This window comes from Kluyvera sp., from assembly GCF_965301105.1.
Map to the genome: position 1 here is coordinate 1 of NZ_CBDKZX010000069.1, position 21,285 is coordinate 21,285.

19 protein-coding genes and 1 pseudogene are annotated in these 21,285 nt (G+C 55.7%); 7 read left to right on the plus strand and 13 right to left on the minus strand.

The features are described from left to right. Window positions 1-74 (minus strand): annotated as a pseudogene (locus ACW14G_RS18055) (50S ribosomal protein L25); the annotation flags it as partial. Between the two features lie 242 nt (window positions 75-316). Here ACW14G_RS18055 and blc point away from each other — a divergent pair. Then, window positions 317-850, plus strand: coding sequence for an outer membrane lipoprotein Blc (blc, locus tag ACW14G_RS18060; protein WP_455648707.1), 534 nt, complete (start codon window positions 317-319; stop codon window positions 848-850). On the opposite strand, the gene ACW14G_RS18065 is transcribed toward blc, so the two are convergent. Beyond that, window positions 847-2,604, minus strand: a complete 1,758-nt coding sequence (locus tag ACW14G_RS18065) for a DEAD/DEAH box helicase (RefSeq protein WP_249023001.1) — start codon at window positions 2,602-2,604, stop codon at window positions 847-849. The two genes, blc and ACW14G_RS18065, sit on opposite strands and share 4 nt — an antisense overlap. Before the next feature lie 154 nt (window positions 2,605-2,758). Between ACW14G_RS18065 and rsuA the strand changes: the two genes are divergently transcribed. From rsuA to ACW14G_RS18080, 3 genes are all read left to right on the plus strand, one after another. Beyond that, window positions 2,759-3,466, plus strand: coding sequence for a 16S rRNA pseudouridine(516) synthase RsuA (gene rsuA, locus ACW14G_RS18070; protein ID WP_163447583.1), 708 nt, complete (start codon window positions 2,759-2,761; stop codon window positions 3,464-3,466). A gap of 21 nt (window positions 3,467-3,487) precedes the next feature. Next, window positions 3,488-4,684, plus strand: coding sequence for a Bcr/CflA family multidrug efflux MFS transporter (locus tag ACW14G_RS18075; RefSeq protein WP_163447584.1), 1,197 nt, complete (start codon window positions 3,488-3,490; stop codon window positions 4,682-4,684). A 315-nt stretch (window positions 4,685-4,999) separates the two neighbouring features. Next, on the plus strand, window positions 5,000-5,341 hold the full coding sequence (locus ACW14G_RS18080; RefSeq protein WP_064544049.1) for a YejG family protein: 342 nt from the start codon (window positions 5,000-5,002) through the stop codon (window positions 5,339-5,341). 3 nt (window positions 5,342-5,344) lie between these two features. On the opposite strand, the gene yejF is transcribed toward ACW14G_RS18080, so the two are convergent. The 9 genes from yejF to ACW14G_RS18125 all read right to left on the minus strand — a co-directional run bounded on the left by yejF (window position 5,345) and on the right by ACW14G_RS18125 (window position 16,964). Further along, the gene (gene yejF, locus ACW14G_RS18085; RefSeq protein WP_455648708.1) at window positions 5,345-6,934 is read right to left on the minus strand and encodes a microcin C ABC transporter ATP-binding protein YejF; all 1,590 of its coding nucleotides are present in this window, start codon (window positions 6,932-6,934) and stop codon (window positions 5,345-5,347) included. 1 nt (window position 6,935) lies between these two features. Next, entirely contained in the window at window positions 6,936-7,961 is a 1,026-nt protein-coding gene (locus ACW14G_RS18090; RefSeq protein ID WP_167577256.1) for a microcin C ABC transporter permease, read from the minus strand. Next, complete coding sequence (locus ACW14G_RS18095) at window positions 7,961-9,052, minus strand: microcin C ABC transporter permease YejB (protein ID WP_249023003.1); 1,092 nt, start codon at window positions 9,050-9,052, stop codon at window positions 7,961-7,963. The genes ACW14G_RS18090 and ACW14G_RS18095 overlap by 1 nt, the downstream gene beginning before the upstream one ends. A 9-nt stretch (window positions 9,053-9,061) precedes the next feature. Continuing rightward, window positions 9,062-10,906, minus strand: a complete 1,845-nt coding sequence (locus ACW14G_RS18100; RefSeq protein WP_455648709.1) for an extracellular solute-binding protein — start codon at window positions 10,904-10,906, stop codon at window positions 9,062-9,064. A 50-nt stretch (window positions 10,907-10,956) separates the two neighbouring features. Then, window positions 10,957-12,522 (minus strand): cyclic di-GMP phosphodiesterase, encoded by a 1,566-nt coding sequence (locus tag ACW14G_RS18105; RefSeq protein ID WP_163447589.1) that lies wholly within the window; start codon window positions 12,520-12,522, stop codon window positions 10,957-10,959. A gap of 123 nt (window positions 12,523-12,645) precedes the next feature. Continuing rightward, window positions 12,646-13,218 carry a bifunctional murein DD-endopeptidase/murein LD-carboxypeptidase gene (gene mepS, locus ACW14G_RS18110; RefSeq protein ID WP_064544062.1) on the minus strand — a complete coding sequence of 191 codons (573 nt, stop codon included), beginning with the start codon at window positions 13,216-13,218 and terminating at the stop codon, window positions 12,646-12,648. Window positions 13,219-13,636: 418 nt separating this feature from the next. After that, window positions 13,637-14,353, minus strand: a complete 717-nt coding sequence (locus ACW14G_RS18115; protein ID WP_249023004.1) for a phosphatase PAP2 family protein — start codon at window positions 14,351-14,353, stop codon at window positions 13,637-13,639. Between the two features lie 44 nt (window positions 14,354-14,397). After that, window positions 14,398-15,375 (minus strand): CobW family GTP-binding protein, encoded by a 978-nt coding sequence (locus tag ACW14G_RS18120; protein ID WP_249023005.1) that lies wholly within the window; start codon window positions 15,373-15,375, stop codon window positions 14,398-14,400. 122 nt (window positions 15,376-15,497) lie between these two features. Next, window positions 15,498-16,964, minus strand: a complete 1,467-nt coding sequence (locus ACW14G_RS18125) for a mannitol dehydrogenase family protein (protein WP_249023006.1) — start codon at window positions 16,962-16,964, stop codon at window positions 15,498-15,500. 204 nt (window positions 16,965-17,168) lie between these two features. On the opposite strand from ACW14G_RS18125, the gene uxuA reads away from it, so the two are divergent. Next, complete coding sequence (uxuA, locus tag ACW14G_RS18130) at window positions 17,169-18,359, plus strand: mannonate dehydratase (RefSeq protein WP_163447593.1); 1,191 nt, start codon at window positions 17,169-17,171, stop codon at window positions 18,357-18,359. Between the two features lie 180 nt (window positions 18,360-18,539). On the opposite strand, the gene yeiP is transcribed toward uxuA, so the two are convergent. Then, window positions 18,540-19,112, minus strand: a complete 573-nt coding sequence (gene yeiP / locus ACW14G_RS18135) for an elongation factor P-like protein YeiP (RefSeq protein WP_163447594.1) — start codon at window positions 19,110-19,112, stop codon at window positions 18,540-18,542. Window positions 19,113-19,266: 154 nt separating this feature from the next. Between yeiP and ACW14G_RS18140 the strand changes: the two genes are divergently transcribed. Next, complete coding sequence (locus ACW14G_RS18140; RefSeq protein WP_163447595.1) at window positions 19,267-19,521, plus strand: YkgJ family cysteine cluster protein; 255 nt, start codon at window positions 19,267-19,269, stop codon at window positions 19,519-19,521. Here ACW14G_RS18140 and setB read toward each other — a convergent pair. Next, entirely contained in the window at window positions 19,518-20,699 is a 1,182-nt protein-coding gene (setB, locus tag ACW14G_RS18145; protein WP_223803006.1) for a sugar efflux transporter SetB, read from the minus strand. The two genes, ACW14G_RS18140 and setB, sit on opposite strands and share 4 nt — an antisense overlap. A gap of 362 nt (window positions 20,700-21,061) precedes the next feature. Between setB and ACW14G_RS18150 the strand changes: the two genes are divergently transcribed. Beyond that, on the plus strand, window positions 21,062-21,285 hold a 224-nt coding region (locus tag ACW14G_RS18150; RefSeq protein ID WP_455648711.1), incomplete at its 3' end, for a PTS sugar transporter subunit IIA.

Consider the following 21,285-nt stretch of genomic DNA (forward strand, 5'->3'; position numbering starts at 1 on the left):
TTGTTAGCTGCGCGCAGGCGGCGGCTCGCACCCTTACCCTGCTCTTTACGTACTTGTGCTTCGATAGTAAACATTGAATAGCTCTCTTGATTAATCCTGCTACAGGCGACCCAGCAGCAGGCAAATGATCTGCTTCACGGATGTGAAAGCGGGCGGCATTATAGCCTCCAATCCCCGCGCGGGCAATGAAAACCTCGCCATCAAATAAGTCGTTAGCGTCAAGAACCTGCGTATCCGGTGAGATGTTCCTAATCTGTCCGTGCGGTTTCGTTTATCCTCTACACTGAAGTGATAATCACTTTCAACAGGAGAGAACATGAAGCTATGGCCCGTCGTGACAGGTGTTGCTATTTCATTGGCGCTGGTGGCCTGTAGTTCGCCGACGCCGCCAAAAGGGGTCACGCCGATAAGTGATTTTAACGCGAGCCGCTATTTGGGCAAGTGGTATGAAATTGCTCGCCTGGAAAACCGCTTTGAGCGAGGGCTTGAGCAGGTTAGCGCGACCTACGGCAAGCGTTCCGATGGCGGTATTTCAGTCGCCAACCGAGGCTTCGACCCGCAAAAAGGCGAGTGGAAGCTGAGTGAAGGCAAGGCCTACTTCACCGGTAAGCCCACGACAGCGGCGCTCAAGGTTTCCTTCTTTGGCCCATTTTACGGCGGCTATAACGTGATTGCGCTGGATGACGACTATCAGTACGCGCTGGTAAGCGGCCCAAACCGTGACTACCTGTGGATCCTGTCACGCACGCCAACGCTACCGCCGCAGGTTCGGCAGAATTACCTCACCATCGCGCGTGGTCTGGGTTTCGCGGTTGATGACCTGGTGTGGGTAAAGCAGACGCGCGATTAACGTAGCTCGTTGGCTCGGCGGTATCGCCCTTCGTAGTCGAACACTTTTTCACGCACCTGCCAGTAAGCCCCTTTTTTGCGGGCGACAACAAAATCCGGTGCGCGCAGCAGCGGCTGTTGGGCGATAATATCAGCAGGCGTAATCCAGCGCAGCGGCACGCCGGGCGTGCGGGTATGCGGGCGGATAAATAGCTGCTCAAACGCTGTTTTTTGCGCCGGGGTGTGCAGGCGGAAACGCTCGCTAACGTCGGCGCCGTCTTCGTCGTAGTAGGTGATTTTCAGCCAGCCGCCTTTCTCGTCCATCCCGTCCTGCAACACCATGCCGCTACAGCGTAGCACCAGCGCGTCCTTGAGTTTTAGCGCCGCCTTCAGCATGTCGTCCGGGTCGACCAGCACCGTATTGCACTCGCGACAACGGCGGGCGGCAATATCGTTTTCGGCGTTACACTGCGGGCAGTTTTTAAAGCGGAAGCGATAGTCACACTGCTCGCGATGGCCGTCATCGTCCTCCAGCCAGCCCTGACAGCGGCGGCCAAAGTGTTCAATCAGCGTGCCGTCGGCGGTAGTTTTGCCCCAGAAGGTGTTGGCAAAGCCGCAGCCGGGGCAGAACACCTGAACCGGCACGTTGTCGCTTTTGCCTTTCGGTGCACCCACTTCCGGCGCGTACAGGTCGTGCGGGTTGCCGGCGTAATCAAGAATCAGACAGTCGGTTTTCCCCGGTGCCAGGCGCAGGCCGCGGCCAATAATCTGCTGATACAGACTGATCGATTCGGTCGGCCGCAGAATGGCAATCAGGTCGACGTGCGGGGCGTCAAAGCCGGTAGTCAGCACCGCCACGTTGACCAGGTAGCGGAACTGCTGATTTTTAAAGGCATCAATCAACGTATCGCGCTGTGGCCCTGGGGTTTCACCGGTGATCAGCGCAGCGTCATCGGCGGGCAGCAGGCCGGTAATTTCCCTGGCGTGCTCAACGGTGGCGGCGAAAATCATCACCCCTTTGCGCGCTTGGGCGAACTCTTCAATCTGGCTAACGATGTGCGGCGTAATACGCTGCTGCTGTTTCAGCTCGCGGTTGAGATCCGCCTCGCTGAACAGGCCGTTGCTGTTGGCCTGCAGGCGGCTGAAATCATACTGCACCACCGGCATATCCAGCCGTTCCGGCGGGGTAAGGTAGCCGTGCTTAATCATATAGCGCAGCGGTAGCTCGTAGATGCAGTCGCGGAATAGCGCTTTTTCATCGCCGCGCACCATGCCGTGATAATGGAACTGATAAATCCAGCCTTTGCCGAGGCGGAAGGGGGTGGCCGTCAGCCCGAGCAGGCGAATCTGCGGGTTGACCTTTTGCAGGTGGCTGAGAATTTGCTGGTACTGGCTGTCGTCATCATCGCTGATACGATGACACTCATCGACTATCAGCAGCGAAAACTCCCCCTGAAAATGGTCAAGATTGCGGGCGACGGACTGCACGCTACCAAAAACCACCTTACCGTGGCTCTCTTTGCGCTGTAGCCCGGCGGCATAAATATCGGCCTCCAGCCCCAGCGCGCAATATTTCGCGTGGTTTTGCGCCACCAGCTCTTTGACGTGGGCCAACACCAGCACGCGCCCACGCGCCAGCCGCGCCAGCTCGGCGATAACGAGGCTTTTGCCCGCGCCGGTTGGCAGAACAATAACCGCAGGCTGCGTGTGGCGGCGGAAGTAGGCCAGCGTGGCGTCAACCGCTTCCTGTTGGTAGGGGCGAAGTGTAAAAGTCATGAGCGTTGTGATTGTCCTTAACAGACAAATAGTATGCCATGAATCTTTTCACTTGAGTGGCAGGGTAAGCCCGTTATACTTACCGATTGTTATTACCCCTTTTTTCGGACGCTTCGTCCGGCGCCCGGCACTTTTTACAGGCTAAAAATACTTCATGCGACTTGATAAGTTTATCGCTCAGCAACTCGGCGTCAGCCGTGCTATTGCCGGGCGTTTGATCCGCGGCCACCATGTGACCGTTGATGATGAAGTGGTACGTGATACCGCTTTCAAACTGCAACCTGAACATAACGTGGCCTATGAAGGCAATTCGTTGACCCAGCAGAACGGTCCGCGCTATTTCATGTTGAACAAGCCTCAGGGCTACGTCTGCTCGACGGAAGACCCGGATCACCCGACGGTGCTCTATTTCCTCGATGAGCCGGTCGCGCACAAGCTGCATGCCGCGGGGCGTTTAGATATCGACACCACCGGGCTGGTATTGATGACTGACGATGGTCAGTGGTCGCATCGCATCACCTCGCCGCGCCATCACTGCGAAAAAACCTATCTGGTGACGCTGGAAAACCCGGTCAGCGACGATACCGCCGCGCAGTTCGCCAAAGGCGTACAGCTGCATAACGAAAAAGATCTGACCAAACCGGCGGTGCTGGAAGTGGTGACGCCGACCGAAGTGCGTCTGACTATCAGCGAAGGCCGTTATCACCAGGTGAAGCGCATGTTCGCCGCTGTGGGGAACCACGTGGTCGGGCTGCACCGTGAGCGTATCGGTGAAATTATCCTCGACCCTGAGCTGGAGCCTGGGGAATATCGTCCGTTAACCGCAGAAGAAATCGCCAGCGTTGGCGCGCCAATGCGCTAACCCACTGAACAGAGGTAGATTGTGACGTCCAGGCCGCGCTCGTCGTTAAAAATTGTTTTCATTCTTGGCCTTCTGGCCATGTTAATGCCGCTGTCGATAGACATGTATCTTCCGGCGCTGCCGGTGATCTCCGCACAGTTTGGCGTACCGGCCGGCAGTGCGCAGATGACCCTTAGCACCTATATTCTGGGGTTTGCTCTCGGCCAGCTGTTGTATGGCCCGATGGCCGACAGCCTCGGACGTAAGCCGGTCATCCTGGGCGGCACGCTTATCTTTGCGGCGGCGGCGGTGGCCTGTGCGTTAGCGCCTTCCATCGACTATCTGATTACCACGCGTTTCTTCCACGGCCTGGCGGCCGCGGCGGCGAGCGTGGTGATCAACGCCCTGATGCGTGATATTTATCCGAAGGAAGAGTTTTCACGGATGATGTCGTTCGTCATGCTGGTTACCACCATTGCTCCGCTGGTGGCACCGATGGTCGGCGGCGCGGTGCTGGTGTGGTTTAGCTGGCACGCCATTTTCTGGATTCTGGCTATTGCGGCGCTGCTGGCTTCGGCGATGATCTACTTCTTTATTGACGAAACGTTGCCGGTCGACAAGCGCCAGCCGTTCCGTCTGGGGACCACGCTCGGCAACTTCGCCTCATTATTTCGCCATAAGCGCGTGTTGTCGTACATGCTGGCGAGCGGCTTCAGCTTTGCCGCCATGTTCTCATTCCTCAGCGCCGGGCCGTTTGTCTATATCGAGCTGAACCATGTCTCGCCGCAGCATTTTGGCTACTACTTCGCTCTGAACATTGTCTTTCTGTTTATTACGACCACCATTAATAGCCGCTTCGTGCGTCGGGTCGGGGCGCTGCGTATGTTCCGCACCGGGCTACTGATTCAGTTCGTGATGGCTATCTGGATGGTGGTGACCGCGCTGCTGGACGTGGGGTTCTGGTCGCTGGTGCTGGGCATTGCGGCATTTATTGGCTGCGTATCAATGGTTTCGTCCAATGCGATGGCGGTGATCCTCGATGAATTCCCGCATATGGCCGGGACCGCCTCGTCGCTGGCAGGAACCTTCCGCTTTGGCATTGGCGCAATCGTCGGGGCGCTGCTGTCGATGGCGACCTTTACGACCGCCTGGCCGATGCTGATTTCCATTGCGCTTTGCGCCTCCTGCTCGATTCTTTTCTATCTCTACGCCAGCCGTCCCCGCAAAACCGCGCACTAATACACCTTTAGTAGGGGCGAAATACGCCCCTTTGTTGATACATATCAACAGAACTGCCATTGCCGCTGGGGTGTAATGTTTCTTTTATGTAAAATCCATTAATGTAAAAAGTCACATTGTTGTAGATAAAAAGGTTGCGTTAGATCACAGTTACGGGTACATATAGCGCGGAAATGCATCAGTACACCGAACAATGTCGTATGAAGAATGTTGAATGCAGGCGTTTTTTTGCTGGATGCAAGACGATTTGTCAACAATGTGTTAATATGGATGTGAAATAATTGTGAAGCCATGTAGCTTCCGGGGAAAAACGTAATGACATTCCAGCTTTCAATCGTACATCGACTGCCACAGGACTATCGCTGGTCTGCGGGTTTTGCAGGTTCCAAAGTTGAACCGATTCCGCAAAATGGCGTGGCGGGCGATAACGCGCTGGTCGCGCTAAAACTTCTGAGTCCGGACGGCGATAACGCCTGGCCGGTGATGCACTCGCTTAGCCAGGCGTTGACGGATATTTCCGTTGATTGTTCGGTGCTGGAGTGTGAAGGGGAGCCGTGCCTGTTCGTCAAACGTCAGGACGAGTTTGCCGCTACCTGCCGCCTGAAAAACTTCGGCGTGGCGATTGCCGAACCCTTTTCCGGCAACAACCCGTTTTGACCGTCAGCTCAGTGCAATGAGCTGACGCGTATACGCCTGCTTCGGTTCGGCAAACACGTGCCGACACTCACCCTGCTCGACAACCTCTCCCTGTCGTAACACGATAACCTGGTGGCACAGCGACCGCACAACCTGCAGATCGTGGCTGATAAAGATATAGGCCAGACGGTGCTTTTTCTGTAATGCCTTCAGCAGCGTCAGGATCTGCGCCTGAACCGTGCGATCGAGCGATGAGGTAGGTTCGTCGAGGACGATCAGCTGCGGTTTGAGGATCAGCGCCCGGGCGATAGCGATTCGCTGCCGTTGCCCGCCGGAAAACGCCGACGGATAGCGCTGGCGGGTTTCGGGATCCAGCCCGACTTCCTGCATCACGTGGATAACCTGCTGTTCACGTTCAGCGGCGCTCAGTAACGGATGGTGCACCCGCAACCCTTCTTCAATAATCTGCAGCGCCGTCAGTCGCGGGTTGAGCGATGAGTTCGGATCCTGAAACACCACCTGAATACGATGACGCAGCGGCAGCATCTGTCGCCTGTCGTGACCCTGAATGGCTTTGCCCGCAAAACGAATATCCCCCTGTGAGGCAATCAGCCTTAGCAGCGCCAGCCCGGTGGTGCTTTTCCCCGACCCGGACTCGCCAACCAGCCCCAGCGTTTCTCCGGCCCGCAGCGTAAAGCTAAGTGCCTTCACCACGCGGTTATGATCGACAACGCGGCGCAAAATACCTTTGCGAATGGGGAACGCGACGCTGAGCTGGTTCACTTCGAGCAGCGGTGCGGCATCCGGCGGCAGGGGAACTGGCTCGCCCGCCGGTTCGCTGTCGAGCAGTTTACGGGTGTAGGGATGCTGAGGTGCGGCAAACAGCGCCGTTGCCGCGTTTTGCTCCACGCAGCGGCCATGCTGCATCACCGCTACCCGTTCAGCCAGCTTGCACACGATACTCAGGTTATGGGTGATAAATAGCAGCCCCATATTGAGCTCGACGCGCAGTTCGCGCAGTAGCTGAAGAATTTGTGCCTGCACGGAAACGTCCAACGCGGTGGTGGGTTCATCGGCGATCAGCAACTCCGGGCGGGTCAGCAGCGCCATGGCGATCATCACCCGCTGGCGCTCGCCGCCGGAGAGTTGATGTGGATAGTCAGCCAGCCGCTTTGCCGCCTGACGGATACCCACGCGATCCAGACAGTCTAGTATCTCACCGCGCGCCGCCTCTTTACGCATCCCGCGGTGCAACGACAGCACTTCGTAGAGCTGTTTCTCCAGGTTATGCAGCGGATTCAGCGACACCATCGGCTCCTGGAAAATCATCGCGATGCGGTTGCCGCGAACGCCGCGCAGCGTCTGTGGGCTGGCGTGAAGCAGCGACTCGCCGGCAAAACGGATATCGCCCGTAGGGTAGGTGACAGGAGGTTCCGGCAGCAGACGCAAAATGGAGAGCGCCGAAACGCTTTTCCCCGAACCGGACTCGCCAACCAGCGCCAGGGTTTCTCCGGCGTTCAGCGACAGCGATAGCTGTTCGACCACCGTGGTGGTGGTGCCCTGCTGGCGGAAGGCGATGGAGAGGTTGTCGATTTCGAGAAGTGGCTGCTGCATTTTACACCGCCTTAGAAGGATCGAAGGCATCGCGTACCGCTTCGCCAATAAAAATCAGTAGCGACAACAGGATGGCGACGCAGAGAAAGCCGGCGATCCCAAGCCACGGGGCTTGCAGGTTGTTTTTACCCTGTAGCAGCAACTCGCCGAGCGACGGCGAACCAAGCGGTAAACCAAAGCCGAGAAAATCGAGCGAGGTCAGGGTGGTGATGGAGCTACAGAGAATAAACGGGATAAAGGTCAGCGTGGCCACCATCGCATTGGGCAGCATGTGGCGCAGAATAATGCTGCGATCGCCCACCCCCAGCGCCTGTGCGGCGCGAATATAGTCATAGTTACGGGTACGCAAGAACTCAGCGCGCACCACGCCGACCAGCGACATCCAGCCAAACAGCACGGTAATAGCCAGCAGCCACCAGAAGTTGGGTTGTACCACGCTTGAGAGCAGAATAATCAGGAACAACGTTGGCATCCCCGACCACACTTCAATAAAGCGCTGGCCCCAGAGGTCGATACGGCCGCCGTAGTAGCCCTGTACGGCACCGACCACCACGCCCATCACGCTGGCGCAGAAGGTCAGAATCAGGCCGAACAGCAGCGAAATCCGCGTACCGTAGAGAATGCGTGCCATCACGTCACGGCCATTTGCGTCGGTGCCCAGCCAGTTCTGGCGGGAGGGTGGGGAAGGGAAGGGGACATTGCTCGCATAGTTAATGCTGCTGGCGCCAAAACGAATGGGTGCCCACACGACCCAGCCGTTATTCTCCAACCGCTGTTGGAGCCACGGATCCTGATAATCGGCCGCGGTGGCAAATTCACCACCAAAGGTTTTCTCGTCGTAGTTTTTCAGTACCGGCATGTACAGGCTGCCCTGATAGCTCACCAGCAGCGGCCGGTCGTTGGCGAGAAGTTCAGCGCACAGGCTGCACACAAATATGGCCAGAAAGATCCACAGCGACCAGTAGCCACGGCGGTTATGGCGAAAGCGCGCCCAGCGCGCCTGATTCACGGAACTCAGGGTCATTATTAGCGGCCCTCAAAATCAATGCGGGGATCGACCAGCGTATAGCTAATATCGCTGACGATATTCATCAGCAGGCCAATCAGGGTGAAGATATAGAGCGTGCCGAACATCACCGGGTAGTCGCGCGAGACGGTGGCCTCATAACCCAGCAGACCCAGTCCGTTGAGGGAAAACATCACCTCAATCAACAGCGACCCGGTAAAGAACATGCTGATGAACGTGGCGGGAAAACCGGCAATCACCAGCAGCATGGCGTTGCGAAAGACGTGTTTCCATAAGATCTGTTTTTCGCCGACGCCTTTCGCGCGGGCGGTGACGACATACTGTTTGCGGATTTCATCGAGAAACGAGTTCTTGGTTAGCATGGTTAGCGCCGCAAAGCCGCCAATCACCGTCGCCAGCACCGGCAGGGTGATATGCCAGAGATAGTCAGTGATTTTTTGATACCACGGCAGGGTGTCGAAATTGGCCGAGACCAGCCCGCGTAGCGGGAAAATGTCGTAGTAACTGCCGCCCGCGAATAACACGATCAGCACGATGGCGAACAGGAACGCCGGAATGGCGTAGCCAATGATAATGCCGGTACTGCTCCAGATATCGAAACGGCTGCCGTTATAGACCGCCTTGCGGATGCCAAGCGGAATAGAGACCAGATAGATGATCAAAGTACTCCATAGCCCTAGCGTGACAGAGACGGGCAGGCTATCTTTCATCAACTGCATCACTGAGGCGTTGCGGAACAGGCTGTTGCCAAAATCGAAACGCAGGTAGTCGCTCAGCATCTTGAAATAGCGCTCGTGTAGCGGCTTGTCGAAGCCATAGCGTTGGGTGATTTCAGCGATCACCTCCGGGTCGAGCCCGCGCCCGCCGCGATACTGACTTTCGGCAATATTACTGACGCCCGCGCGTGCCTGGCCGCCGCCCATTCCACCGCCACCGCCGGGCAGGCTGCCCTGGTGGCCGAACTCCACCGCCGCGATGGCCTGATCGACCGGACCGCCCGGCGCAATCTGCACAATAAAGAAATTAAGCGTGATGATGGCCCATAGGGTTGGGATAATCAGCAACAGTCGACGAATCAGGTAGGCGCCCATGTTCTCTCCTTAGCGTCGTGATGCAGGCAGCGTGGCTGCCTTGTTGACGTCATACCACCAGGTGTCAAAACCGGGCGCGTCAATGCCGGATGATGAATAGAGCGGATGCACCTGTGGGTAAGAGAACTTATTCCAGTAGGCCGTACGGCTCCCGGACATGTACCACATCGGTAGCATGTAATTATTCCAGGTTAGCACCCGGTCGAGCGCACGGCCGAGTGGTACCAGCTTCTGCTTATTGCCCTGCCAGCGAATGATCTGATTGATCAGGCTATCAATCGCCGGGTTAGCGACGCCGGGCGCATTGTACGACGAGTTGATGTATGCCGACGACCAGGAGATCTGTAAATCCGCGCTGGGCCACGGCGTCGCCCGCCACAGGCTTGGCATCATGTCATAATCGCGCTTACGCAGGCGGTTGGTGAGCTGGGAAATATCCACCTGGCGGATGTCCATTCTGACGCCAAGCCGCTGTAAATTATGCTGGAAGGGCATCACCCACTGATCGTTTCCACCGGAGGCCAGCAGCAGTTCAAAGCGCAGCGGCTGGCCGGTTTTTTCATTGACCCGCTGTTGCCCCTTCAGAACCCAACCCGCTTCGTCCAACAGCTGTCCTGCCTTGAGCAGATTTTCGCGGTCGAAGCCGTCGCCGTTCGACGTCGGCGGCTGATAAATTGAGGTAAACACTTCCGGCGGCAGCTGGTCTTTTAGCGGCCCCAGCAGAACCAGTTCGTCGGCGTCAGGATAGCCGCGGGCGGCGTACTCGGTGTTCTGAAAATAGCTGTTGGGGCGGCTGTAAGCGTTATAGAACAGCGCCTTGTTCATCCACTCAAAATCAAACGCCAGGCTGACCGCCTGACGCACCCGACGGTCGGCAAACACCGGTCGCTGGATGTTAAAGGCGAGCCAGCGGGTATCCTGCGCGGCATCGTTCTTTTGCTGATCTTTCACGATATAACCGCTGGTAAAGTTTTTGCCAATATAGCGGGTGGCCCAGTTTTTGGCGCTGCTCTCGGAGCGCACGTCATAGGCTCCCGCCTTAAAGGCCTCGAAGGCGACGTTATCATCCAGATAGTAGTCGTAGCGTAGCGTGTCGAAATTCCAGCGCCCGCGGTTAACCGGTAAATCGGCGCCCCAGTAGTTTTTGACGCGGGAATAGACAATGTATTGCCCGATCTTCCAACTGCTGATGCGGTACGGCCCACTGGCCAGCGGCGGCGTGCTGAGCGGATCGCTGAGTTTATGATTTTTCCAGAATTTTTCCGGCAGAATCGGCAGCGTAAACAGCCCGAGCATATCTTCTTTACCGGGCTTTGCCAGCTCAATACGCACGGTAAGCGGGGCGATAGCTTTGACGGTCGATCCTTTGTAAATCAGGCGGAACTGCGGCACGCCCTCGGTCATAAATTTGTGGAAGGTAAAAGCGACATCTTCGGCGGTGATTGGGCTGCCGTCGTGAAAACGGGCGCGAGGGTTAATCGTCAGTTCCATCCACGAATAATCGTCAGCATAACGCGCGCGGTCGGCAACCAGCGGATAGTAGCTGCCTGGCTCATCGTCGGAGGTCGTGAACAGCGCGTCGTACAGCGATTCAGTGCGAACGGCGGCATTGCCGCGCAGCGCATAGCGGTTAAAGTTATCGAAGGTGCCGATAGCCGCAAGAGTCACGCTGCCGCCTTTGGGGGCCGCGGGGTTAACGTAGTCAAAGTGGTGGAAATCAACGTCGTATTTGGGCTCGCCGATCACCGCAAAAGCGAAACTCTCTTTGATCGTTTGTGCCTGCGTCGGTAAAACGCAAAGCAGCAGCAGGGCAAAACAGATACGCGCTATGATCACGACAGGGCTACCCCGCATTGAAACATCTTGATTGAACACATCTTTTATCACGAAATCTTAATCGAGCGTCATTCCGTTGTGAAATACTTTGCAGGCTTATGGTATTCCGCCGTCAGGTCTTTCAGCGTCAGTGGGCGGCTTATCAGGTAGCCCTGCAGAAAATCGACGCCATGGTCACGCAGCCAGGCCGCCTGTTCTTCTGTTTCCACGCCTTCGGCTACCGTGACAATATCCAGCCGCTGAGTCAGCGTCAGCACGGCATCCAGCACCGGAGAGGTAATCGTCTCTCGGCCAATGGCGCTGACAAAACCGCGATCGATCTTCAGATAATCGAGGGTAAAACGCTCAAGGTAAATCAATGCGCTGTGGCCGGTACCGAAGTCATCAATCGCCACCTCAATACCTTCGCCACGCAGCCAGCTGAACAGACTCATCGCCTTTTCCAGATGGAGCATGTCGCGTTCGGTGATTTCCAGCACCAGTTGGAAATAGTTGTCGGGCAGGCTTGCCGCGAGCTGACGGATATCTTTCTGGAAACTTTCCGCGTGCAAATGCCCCGGCGCGATGTTGATTCCCAGCTTCGCGCCGGGAGGCAGAATGTCTTTCAGGGTGGCGGCATCACTGGCGATCAGTTCGAACAGATGCTGGGTGAGAGGAACGATCAGATTCTGCGCTTCGGCAAAACTGATAAAGGCATCCGGCGGAATATTGCCTGCGGTCGGATGCGCCCAGCGCATGAGCGCTTCGACTCCGGCAATCTGCTGATTTTTGGCGTCTACTACCGGCTGATAAACCACATAGAACTGACGATGCTTGATAGCAGAGAGGATTTCTTTCCCCGGTCGTGAGCGAATGGTCAGAATATAGAAGCACAGCAGCCCGCCAATCAGACCGCAGGTCAGGCCTAATAGCAGCGCATAGAGCGAGTTATCGGTACCCGAGGCGTTACTATAAAGATACACCTCCAGTGGAACGCCTTTAATTTTCACATGGCGCACCGGGGTGTCGGTAATATCGCTCAGCGCGAGCGGTTTGCTGCTAAAGGTTGAGATTGCCGTTTTGCCGTTCACCACCAGCGCCACGCCGTTGTACGGCGTTTGTTTCGATGAGTAGAGGACCCACGGCATTAAATTGGCGTTAATCGACGCGAAGATACCGCGATTTTCCAGCAGCGGGCTCTTAACCCACAGTACAAAGGCGGGCGTGGTGGGCATCATCGGCGTACCGGCGACGATCCCCATGACGTGCGTTTTGTTGAGATCAAGATCCGGCACCAGATCTTTCAATGGCAGCGACATCTGTCCAGTGGCGGAAGAGCAGTAGGCAATATGATCTTTCACCAGCAGAAACGCGCGGACGTTCATGCTGAAGGCGGCGCGAGCGGTCAGTTCAGATGACACATCGTCACACGGGTTCATGGTCAGCGGCTGGAGTGAATCCATCGTGACCAGAATCTGGCGAAAATAACCGTTGAGGTAGTTCTGCAGACTGGAAATGGTGGTATCGAACTGTACCGCGCGACGATGATGAAAGACAGAAAACTGGATCACCCCGGCAAGCAGAGCAATCATCAGGCCAGCGACAACGCTGGAAGAGATAATGTGGCGGTTAATCGACGAATAACGAGTGAACATGCAACTTCTCTATGCTACGGAACTCCAAAGAAAAGAATACTGATGAAGCATAAAAAAAGCACTGCCGAGGCAGTGCTTTTTTTATGCTTACCGTCAGCCAAGGGAAACCGACGGTAAACCTCATTACGAACGACTCAGGACACGGCGAGCTTCGTTGTAACGCTTGTTCCAGTATGGTTCATTCATGCTGGAAATAGTCACACCGCTGCTGGTGGATGCATGAACGAACTGATTGTTGCCGATATAGATACCAACATGGCGACCGGTAGAACCGGCACGGAACAGCACTAAATCACCGGTGCGCAGCTGACTGCGTTTAACGGATTTGCCCGTTTCCTGCTGCTCCCAGGTGGAGCGCGGCAGCTCTAAACCAAACTGTTCACGGAAGGTGCGTTGTACGAAGCTGGAACAGTCGATACCACGTTTGGTGTCGCCACCCAGACGGTAACGAACGCCTTTCCAGCCTGCGTATTGATCCATCAGACGAGATTTCACGTCGAGGTTACGCACCATATTTTCAAATTCATCCTGAGAGGCTTGCAGTGATGAGGCATCTTCGGTGCCCACAGCATGCGTCTCAGAATGCATGTTCTTTGCGGTATTACTGGTTGAACTACATGCAGAAAGCAGAACCGCAACTGCTACCGCTGGAATCGCTCGCAAGATATATCTCAAAATCGGCTGAGATTTGACCATTTTCGTTGTTTTCCCTTGAAGTCCTTAACGACCGTAGCCGTTATAAAAAATGCCAAACGCGTCTGAGACTAAATACACGCAATCAATGAGACAATTCTTTGAATTCAGATTTGTGGTGCAGCGCACAAACTTTAATTTATGACCACAATAATTGCTCTTTGAAACGACAAACGCGAATGAGATTACCTTAACGAAAGCGGCATTGCGAGCGCTTTTGGCCGATTTTTTATAAGAAATAGTGATACACAAAGTTAAAATTTGTGAATGGGTAAAAATTCAGCGTTAGCGGGTAAAAAATCAACAACTCATTCATTATTAGAGTGAATATTGTGACCGGAAGATGACATTGATGAGGGAAATATAAAAAATAAAAAGAGGGCGATAGCCCTCTCTTTGGAATGTCAGATGGAAAGGTTATTTAATGACCTGATTTGGGTTTAGTGAAATAGGGTAAATTTCGCTCAAATAACCCAATGACCCTATCGCTTAATGGCGTCATCAATACCCACGGCACGCCAATCAAAACGGCGGTGAGTGAGCCGATGGCGATATCGGTAAACCAATGGGCGCCAATCATGACCCTTGGGAAGGCAAAAACCACAAAAATAACCAGTGAAATAAGAAATGCGCGACGGCCAAAATAGCGCCACATAAATGCGGCAAATATCAGCAGCATCATTCCGTGATCCCCCGGGAAGCTATCCCGGGAGCCGTCTTTGGTGGAGAAGGCAATAAAATCACTGACGCGGTGCACGCCCGGCAGAGAAACCGACGGGCTGCTGCGAGTGACGGGCATCAGGTGCTGCGCCAGCTGGTTGATGATCACCGCCGCCAGCAGCATCACCAGGCCAATAATGACGATATGGCGGCGGCCACCGGCATCCTCTTTGAGCCAGAAGCTCAGCATCAGGCAGCCCATTGCCAGCAGCGAACAGCCGTCAAAGGCGCGGTTATTGATGATGGCTAAAAACCATGCGTAGCCGAGGTTATCGGCGCTCAGCCACTGATTGAAAAAATGAAATATCGCCAGATCAACGGTCGACCACAGCCCGTGGTTCGCCGGCAGGAACCACGACATAAAGAGCGCAACGCCAGCGGCGTTAAGCAATAAAATCAGGGGAAAACGTGTACGCATCGTCATATTCACCGCAGTTAGTCTCGGCGCAAACCTTAGCGGTATCACCCTAAACGAAGTTTCAACAGCGCCGATTGTAGTGCATTCCAGTCGCTTTCAGCATCGTTAATCAGTTCAATACGGCTATCGGGCGGCGCGACGTTTTGCGTTTCGATATGCAGGTCTGCCCCCTGACGGTTAATACGCACCAGGCCTTCAGGAATGCGCATCACCGCCTTTAGTCTGGCAACCGGGGCGAGTCGCGCCCACTCCAGCAGGCCGATGGTGTCAAAGGTCGTATCTGCATCAAAAATCCATCCGCAGGCGTAGTAGCCTTGCCCCTGGTTTACGCTGCGACGCCAGCGCTGATGTTCCGGCAGACTTAACGCGGCCAGACCTTTGTTCGAGGGATGCGAGTGAGAGTGGGCGGCGCTCGCTTTCAGTTCAACCCGATTGCGGCGAGGAATATCAAGCAGGGCGACGTCGATATTGCCCTGAGTCGCGTCAACGTGCAGACGCTCGCCGCCGTTCTGTTGCCACCATTCTGCCATGGCCCGTTGGCTTTCTGCCGTGGCGCGGTCGGCTTTATTGCTGACGATAATATCGGCGGACGCCAGCTGATCGCGGAAATTTTCGTTATGCAGGACCTTTTCGTCCAGCAACTGGCGTGAGTCCATCACGCAGAGTGTGGCTCGCAGGTCGATCCATGGCTCATAGACCGGTGCGGTGAGCAAATCGAGAATTTGCTTCGGATGGCCCAGGCCGGTTGGCTCAATCAGCAGACGATCCGGTTTCCCCTGGCGCAACAGCGTGTTTAAGCCGACCTGCATGGGCAGACCGTTGACGCAACACATGCAGCCACCGGGAATTTCCTTCAGCAGTGCGCCGCTGTCGGCCAGCAGTGCGCCATCAATGCCCACCTCGCCAAATTCGTTGACCAGGACGGCCCATTTTTCATCGGCGGGTTTATGGGCCAACAGGTGCAGAATGGAGGTAGTTTTACCGCTGCCGAGAAAGCCGGTGATCAGATTGGTTTTAGTCACGAAAACTCCGGGATGAAAGAGAACAGTGTTACCTGGATCACTTTATCCTGGCGAAAACGGGATCAAAAGAGAAGTCCTGAAGCGGGCCTGAGATTAAATGGCCCGCTTGATGGCAGGAAAAGTTAACGGTTGAGCGCCGTCAGCACCGCCTGGCGCGCGCCCTCACGGACAAGACTTTGCCAGGCTTGTTCCACGGCCTGCACAAACTGCGGGTTGGCGGGCAGGTCGCTGCCGAAGATTTCTTGCAGCGTCAGCAGGGCCGCCACGCGGTTTTCATCATGGCTGGTTTCAACGATAGCGCGAATTTTCTCGGCCAGCGGATCGCGAATATCAATGGCATTGCCCATATCATCCACGCCGCTCACGTAGCGCATCCAGGCCGCCACGCCCAGCGCCAGCAGCGGCCAGCGGCTACCCTGTTTAAGATGAATACGAATACCGTCGAGCAGGCGCTGCGGCAGCTTCTGACTGCCGTCCATGGCGATTTGCCAGGTGCGATGCTGGAGCGCCGGGTTGCTGAAACGCTCGATCAGGCTGTCGGCATAGGCGCCCAGATCTACGCCGGAAATACGCAGGGTCGGCGCTTGTTCTGCCATCATCAGGTGACGTGCGGCGCGGCGGTAGGAAGCGTCCTGCATACAGTCGCTGATGTGCGCGTAGCCCGCCAGATAGCCGAGGTAGGCGAGGAAGGAATGACTGCCGTTGAGCATCCGTAGCTTCATCTCTTCCCACGGCAGTACGTCGTCAACCAGTTGTGCACCCACGCTGCCCCAGTCCGGACGCCCAGCGACGAAGTTATCTTCAATGACCCACTGAATAAACGGCTCGCAGCTGATGGCGCAAGGGTCTTCCACGCCAAGCTCGCGGGTGATTTCCGCCAGCGACGCGTCGGTGGCTGCCGGAACGATACGGTCAACCATGGTGCCGGGGAAACTGACATGTTCGGCAATCCAGCTTGCCAGTTGCGGGTCACGTTTAGCCGCCATGTCCAGCACCGCGTTTTTCACCACGTGGCCGTTGTCGGGAATGTTATCGCAAGAGAGAACGGTGAATGCAGGCAGGCCGCGCTCGCGGCGGCGGTGCAGCGCTTCGACCAGGATCCCCGGTGCGGAATGCGGCTCGTCAGGCGATTGCAGATCGTGGACGATCCTCGGCTGGGTCAGATCCAGATGCCCGGTGGCCGGATCGATGCAATAACCTTTTTCGGTAATGGTCAGAGAGACAATCGCCACCTGAGGTTCGCAGAACTTTTCGATGATCGCCGCCAATGAATCGAGCTTTGCGTTCAGGCACTCTTTTACCGCGCCGATAATAATCGGCTGGTTACCTGCCGCACTTTTCTCCATGACGGTAAACAGATGATCCTGCTGACGCAGCTGGCTCATCAGCTGGTCGCCGCTGAACAGGCTGATTTCGCAGATTCCCCAGTCGCCGCCGTGCTGATTCAGCACCCGGTTGGTCAACAGCGCCTGGTGTGCGCGGTGAAAGGCGCCAAAACCGAAATGCACAATTCGCGAACGCAGCTGTTGTCTATCATATTGAGGTAACTGCACGTTGGCGGGGAGGGTGCACGAGGCGATTGTCTTCATTGTCTATACATCCGATTAACGATTAATTAACGTCGGCAGTGTAAAGTTATATGACAGCAAATTGAATTGGTGTGCCGTATTTATCGCGTTAGTGTGAGCTGGATCAATCAATCCAGGCGGATTATTTGACGCTCCGGAATAAACATGTATGGTAGTCGTCATTAACAGCGATTTTATTGGTATAACAACTTTAGAGGTGAGGCAATGGAACAAACCTGGCGTTGGTACGGCCCGAACGATCCGGTATCTCTTGATGATGTGCGTCAGGCTGGCGCTACCGGCGTAGTCACGGCATTGCACCATATCCCGAACGGTCAGGTGTGGCCGGTAGAAGAAATCAAAGCGCGTCAGGCGCTGTTGGCGGAAAAAGGGCTGACCTGGTCCGTCGTCGAAAGTATTCCGGTGCACGAAGATATCAAAACCGGTTCTGGCCAGTACCAGACCTGGATTGCAAACTATCAGCAGAGCATCCGCAACCTGGCGGAATGCGGTATCGACACCGTATGCTACAACTTCATGCCGATCCTCGACTGGACGCGTACCGACCTTGAGTACACCCTGGAAGACGGCTCTAAAGCGCTGCGTTTTGACCAGATCGCGTTTGCGGCTTTCGAGCTGCATATCCTGAAACGCGAAGGCGCTGAAGCGGATTACTCCGCTGAAGAACAGCGTCAGGCGCTGGACTATTTCAACGCGATGAGCGAAGCGGAAGTCACTAAACTGACCCGTAACATCATTGCCGGCCTGCCGGGCGCGGAAGAGGGCTATACCCTTGACCAGTTCCGCGCGCGTCTGGCCGAATACGATCACATCAGCAAAGATCAGCTGCGTGAAAACATGGCCGTATTCCTGCGCGCGATTGTGCCGGTTGCGGAAGAAGTGGGCGTGCGCCTTGCCGTACACCCGGACGATCCGCCGCGCCCAATCCTCGGCCTGCCGCGTATCGTTTCCACCATTGAAGATATGCAGTGGCTGAAAGAAACCGTTAACAGCATCAACAACGGCTTCACCATGTGCACCGGTTCTTATGGCGTACGCGCCGATAACGACCTGGTGAAAATGATTGAAACCTTCGGCGATCGTATCCACTTCACGCACCTGCGTTCTACCTGCCGTGAAGACAACCCGAAAACCTTCCACGAAGCCGCGCACCTGCAGGGCGACGTGAACATGGTTGCCGTGGTTGACGCAATCCTGACCGAAGAGCAGCGCCGTAAGAAAGCGGGCGACCTGCGTCCAATTCCGATGCGTCCTGACCACGGTCACCAGATGCTGGACGACCTGAAGAAGAAAACCAACCCGGGCTACTCCGCGATTGGTCGTCTGAAAGGTCTGGCGGAAGTGCGCGGCGTTGAGCTGGCGCTGAAAATGACCAAGTTCCGCGACCTGCTGTAAAGATGATTTCCCCGTCCTGATTCTCTCCTCAGGAGCGAGTCAACCGTCGCGGTGCCCTTAGGCCTCGAGGTGCGCACCGCGCGGTTTTTTCTCTCTGCTTTTGGGGGGAAGGGCAATACAGCAAGTATAAAAAAGGACAGCCATTTGGCTGTCCTTTTTTTGCTATGTGAAAACCAGCGCTTAGTCCGCGCGGCCCATATAGCGTTTTTCTTCGATATGGATGCGGATCTTCTCGCCGGTGGTCAGGTATTCCGGCACCTGCACAACTAAACCGGTGGTCAGGGTAGCCGGCTTGGTACGAGAGCTGGCGGATGCGCCTTTGATGCCCGGTGCGGTTTCAACGATTTCCAGATCGACCGTCTGCGGCAGTTCCAGCGCCAGCACCTGGCCGTCCCACAACAGCACCTGCATGTCCGGCATGCCGCCTTCCGGGATAAACTGCAGCTCTTCCGCAATCTGGTCGTGGGAGAAGACATACGGGGTATAGTCTTCTTTATCCATGAACACGTATTCGTTGCCGTCGATATAGGAGAAGTCAACGAAGCGGCGGTTCAGGGTCACGGTATCAACCATGTCGTCGCCTTTGAAGCGTTCTTCAACTTTCAGACCGGTGCTGACGTCAGAAAAACGCATTTTGTACAGCGTTGCTGCGCCACGGGCGCTCGGTGACTGAATATCAATGTTTTTTACAATCAGCAGTTTGCCGTTGTAATTCAGCACCATACCTTTTTTAATTTCGTTCGCTCTTGGCATTGCAATTATCCTGTGAAATAGGGGGCTAAAATATCGCGTAAAAGTACTCGCGCCGGGCGTTTCAGGCAAGCGGAATTAAAGGCTTTTGCTAACCCTCATTAAAAGGTGGTACTGTGCGCCACAACCACCTTGTCACCTTAACAGAGAACCCGCGATGGAATGTCGTCCGGACTGCGGGGCTTGCTGCACTGCACCTTCTATATCCAGCCCGATCCCCGGTATGCCCAACGGCAAGCCGGCTAACACGCCCTGTGTGCAGTTGGATGAGAATCAGCGCTGTAAAATTTTCACTTCGCCTCTGCGCCCGAAGGTGTGTGCTGGGCTCCAGCCCGCGCGCGACATGTGCGGCGCGAGCCGGGAAGAGGCGATGACCTGGCTTCTGGATCTTGAAGCGTTGACGGCGCCCTAAACGTCTTTAATGCGCATCAGACAGCCGATGGTGGCGACGCACAGCACCAGCGCAATCCAGAACACGGTGTGATAGTTCCAGATTTCCGCCACCACGCCCGCCAGTGAACCGGCGATAATCCAGCCCACGCGCGAGGTGTTGGCGTACAGCGTCGTGGCTGACCCGGCCTGGCCTGGCATGAGATCCTGGAAGTAGAGCATGCCAATCCCGCCGAGAATACCGATATAAATCGCGTTCAGCAGCTGCATCGCCAGCAGCAGCGCTGGGCTGTTGAAGGTCAGCATACCGATATAGAAGCATAGCCCCGCAACCGCCGCGACGCGCATCAGGAAGCGTTTACCCAGTCGTTTGGCAAAGTAGCCCGCAATCAGCATCGTCGGGATTTCCAGCCCGGCGGCGGTGCCCATCATCACCCCGGCCAGCTTTTCCGGCAGGTGCAGTTCGTTGATGATGTACAGCGGCATGTTGATAATGTAGAGGCTGTTGGTTCCCCACATCAGGGTACAGATGACAAACAGCAGCAACGCATCTTTGCGGTTGGTGCGCGGTGCCTGAATGGCGCCGCTAACGGCCACTTTCTCTTTGCGCATGGTCGGCAGAAACAGCCAGACCATCGCCCCGCACACCACAAATGCCACTGCCGCAGACAGATACATCACCGTGAAACCGAAACCCATCGCCAGCGCATAGGCCAGCGGCGGGCCGATCACCCATGCCAGCGACACCTGGGCGCGCATGATGGAACTGAACATCACCGCTTCACGGCCCGTTTTATCCGCATGCTCACGGGCGAGAGCAAACATCTGCGGGTTGGCGGTAGAGCCGAAACTGCTGAGGAACACACCCACGAACAGCAGAATGAAGTAGTTGCGGTTCCAGGCAAACAATACGCAGGCCAGCACGCCAAGCAGGCAACAGAAGACGATCAGGTTTTTCCGGTCGCCGCGTTTATCCGAGTAGCCTGCCAGAAACTGGCTGACGAAAATGCCAATCACCGCGCTGCCCGTAAAGAAAAAACCGACCATTGCCGGGCGGACGTGGACCTCATTACTGAGAAACAGGCTCAGCGTCGGCGTTTGCAGTGCACCGGCGATACCGGTTAAAAACGCGACGATCAAAAAAGAGGTCGAGGTGAAATCAAGCGATCGCCGTGGGGCGGCGGCGGTACTGTTTTGCATGGTGTTGTATCGGTCACTGTAGGAGAGGCGGCGAGTTTACGCCGCGAGCCAGATTATGAACAGTCACCTAAATCAAATTTGGCACGGAAAATTAAAAACGCATTTCAAAAAACGAGCTTACATCATGCTGAAGTGGTGAAGGTGAGCGTCATCCCGCTTCAGCAAATGTGGCAAGAATGCTAACGAAATGTGCTGTGGATCTAATTTATGCGATCAATTTGCCAGCAAAACTTGCAGGCTGATTAAGAAAGGCACAGAATTATTGAAACGTTTCAGCGTCGTCTTCCGCAGTAACTCAGGCAGGTACGGCGATTTTTTCTCACAAAAGCTGAATCGATTCAATTCGGCGAGCGAGGGGAACCATGTTCCAGTTAACTGTTCAGGATATCCATCCCGGCCAGCAGGCCGCAAATAAAGAAGAGGCTATTCGCCAGGTTGCCGCTGCGCTGGTTAGCGCGGGTAACGTTGCGGAAGGCTACGTCGCCGGCATGCTGGCACGTGAGCAACAAACCTCCACATTCTTAGGTAACGGCATTGCGATTCCGCACGGCACTACCGATACCCGCGATCAGGTGCTGAAAACCGG

Coding starts and splice junctions, on each gene's coding strand:
- yeiP (WP_163447594.1), bottom strand. CDS start 19,112: ATGCCAAGAGCGAACGAAATTAAAAAAGGTATGGTGCTGAATTACAAC.
- ACW14G_RS18100 (WP_455648709.1), bottom strand. CDS start 10,906: ATGCGGGGTAGCCCTGTCGTGATCATAGCGCGTATCTGTTTTGCCCTG.
- ACW14G_RS18080 (WP_064544049.1), top strand. CDS start 5,000: ATGACATTCCAGCTTTCAATCGTACATCGACTGCCACAGGACTATCGC.
- ACW14G_RS18115 (WP_249023004.1), bottom strand. CDS start 14,353: ATGCGTACACGTTTTCCCCTGATTTTATTGCTTAACGCCGCTGGCGTT.
- rsuA (WP_163447583.1), top strand. CDS start 2,759: ATGCGACTTGATAAGTTTATCGCTCAGCAACTCGGCGTCAGCCGTGCT.
- ACW14G_RS18140 (WP_163447595.1), top strand. CDS start 19,267: ATGGAATGTCGTCCGGACTGCGGGGCTTGCTGCACTGCACCTTCTATA.
- yejF (WP_455648708.1), bottom strand. CDS start 6,934: ATGCAGCAGCCACTTCTCGAAATCGACAACCTCTCCATCGCCTTCCGC.
- ACW14G_RS18065 (WP_249023001.1), bottom strand. CDS start 2,604: ATGACTTTTACACTTCGCCCCTACCAACAGGAAGCGGTTGACGCCACG.
- ACW14G_RS18125 (WP_249023006.1), bottom strand. CDS start 16,964: ATGAAGACAATCGCCTCGTGCACCCTCCCCGCCAACGTGCAGTTACCT.
- mepS (WP_064544062.1), bottom strand. CDS start 13,218: ATGGTCAAATCTCAGCCGATTTTGAGATATATCTTGCGAGCGATTCCA.
- ACW14G_RS18105 (WP_163447589.1), bottom strand. CDS start 12,522: ATGTTCACTCGTTATTCGTCGATTAACCGCCACATTATCTCTTCCAGC.
- blc (WP_455648707.1), top strand. CDS start 317: ATGAAGCTATGGCCCGTCGTGACAGGTGTTGCTATTTCATTGGCGCTG.
- ACW14G_RS18095 (WP_249023003.1), bottom strand. CDS start 9,052: ATGGGCGCCTACCTGATTCGTCGACTGTTGCTGATTATCCCAACCCTA.
- setB (WP_223803006.1), bottom strand. CDS start 20,699: ATGCAAAACAGTACCGCCGCCGCCCCACGGCGATCGCTTGATTTCACC.
- uxuA (WP_163447593.1), top strand. CDS start 17,169: ATGGAACAAACCTGGCGTTGGTACGGCCCGAACGATCCGGTATCTCTT.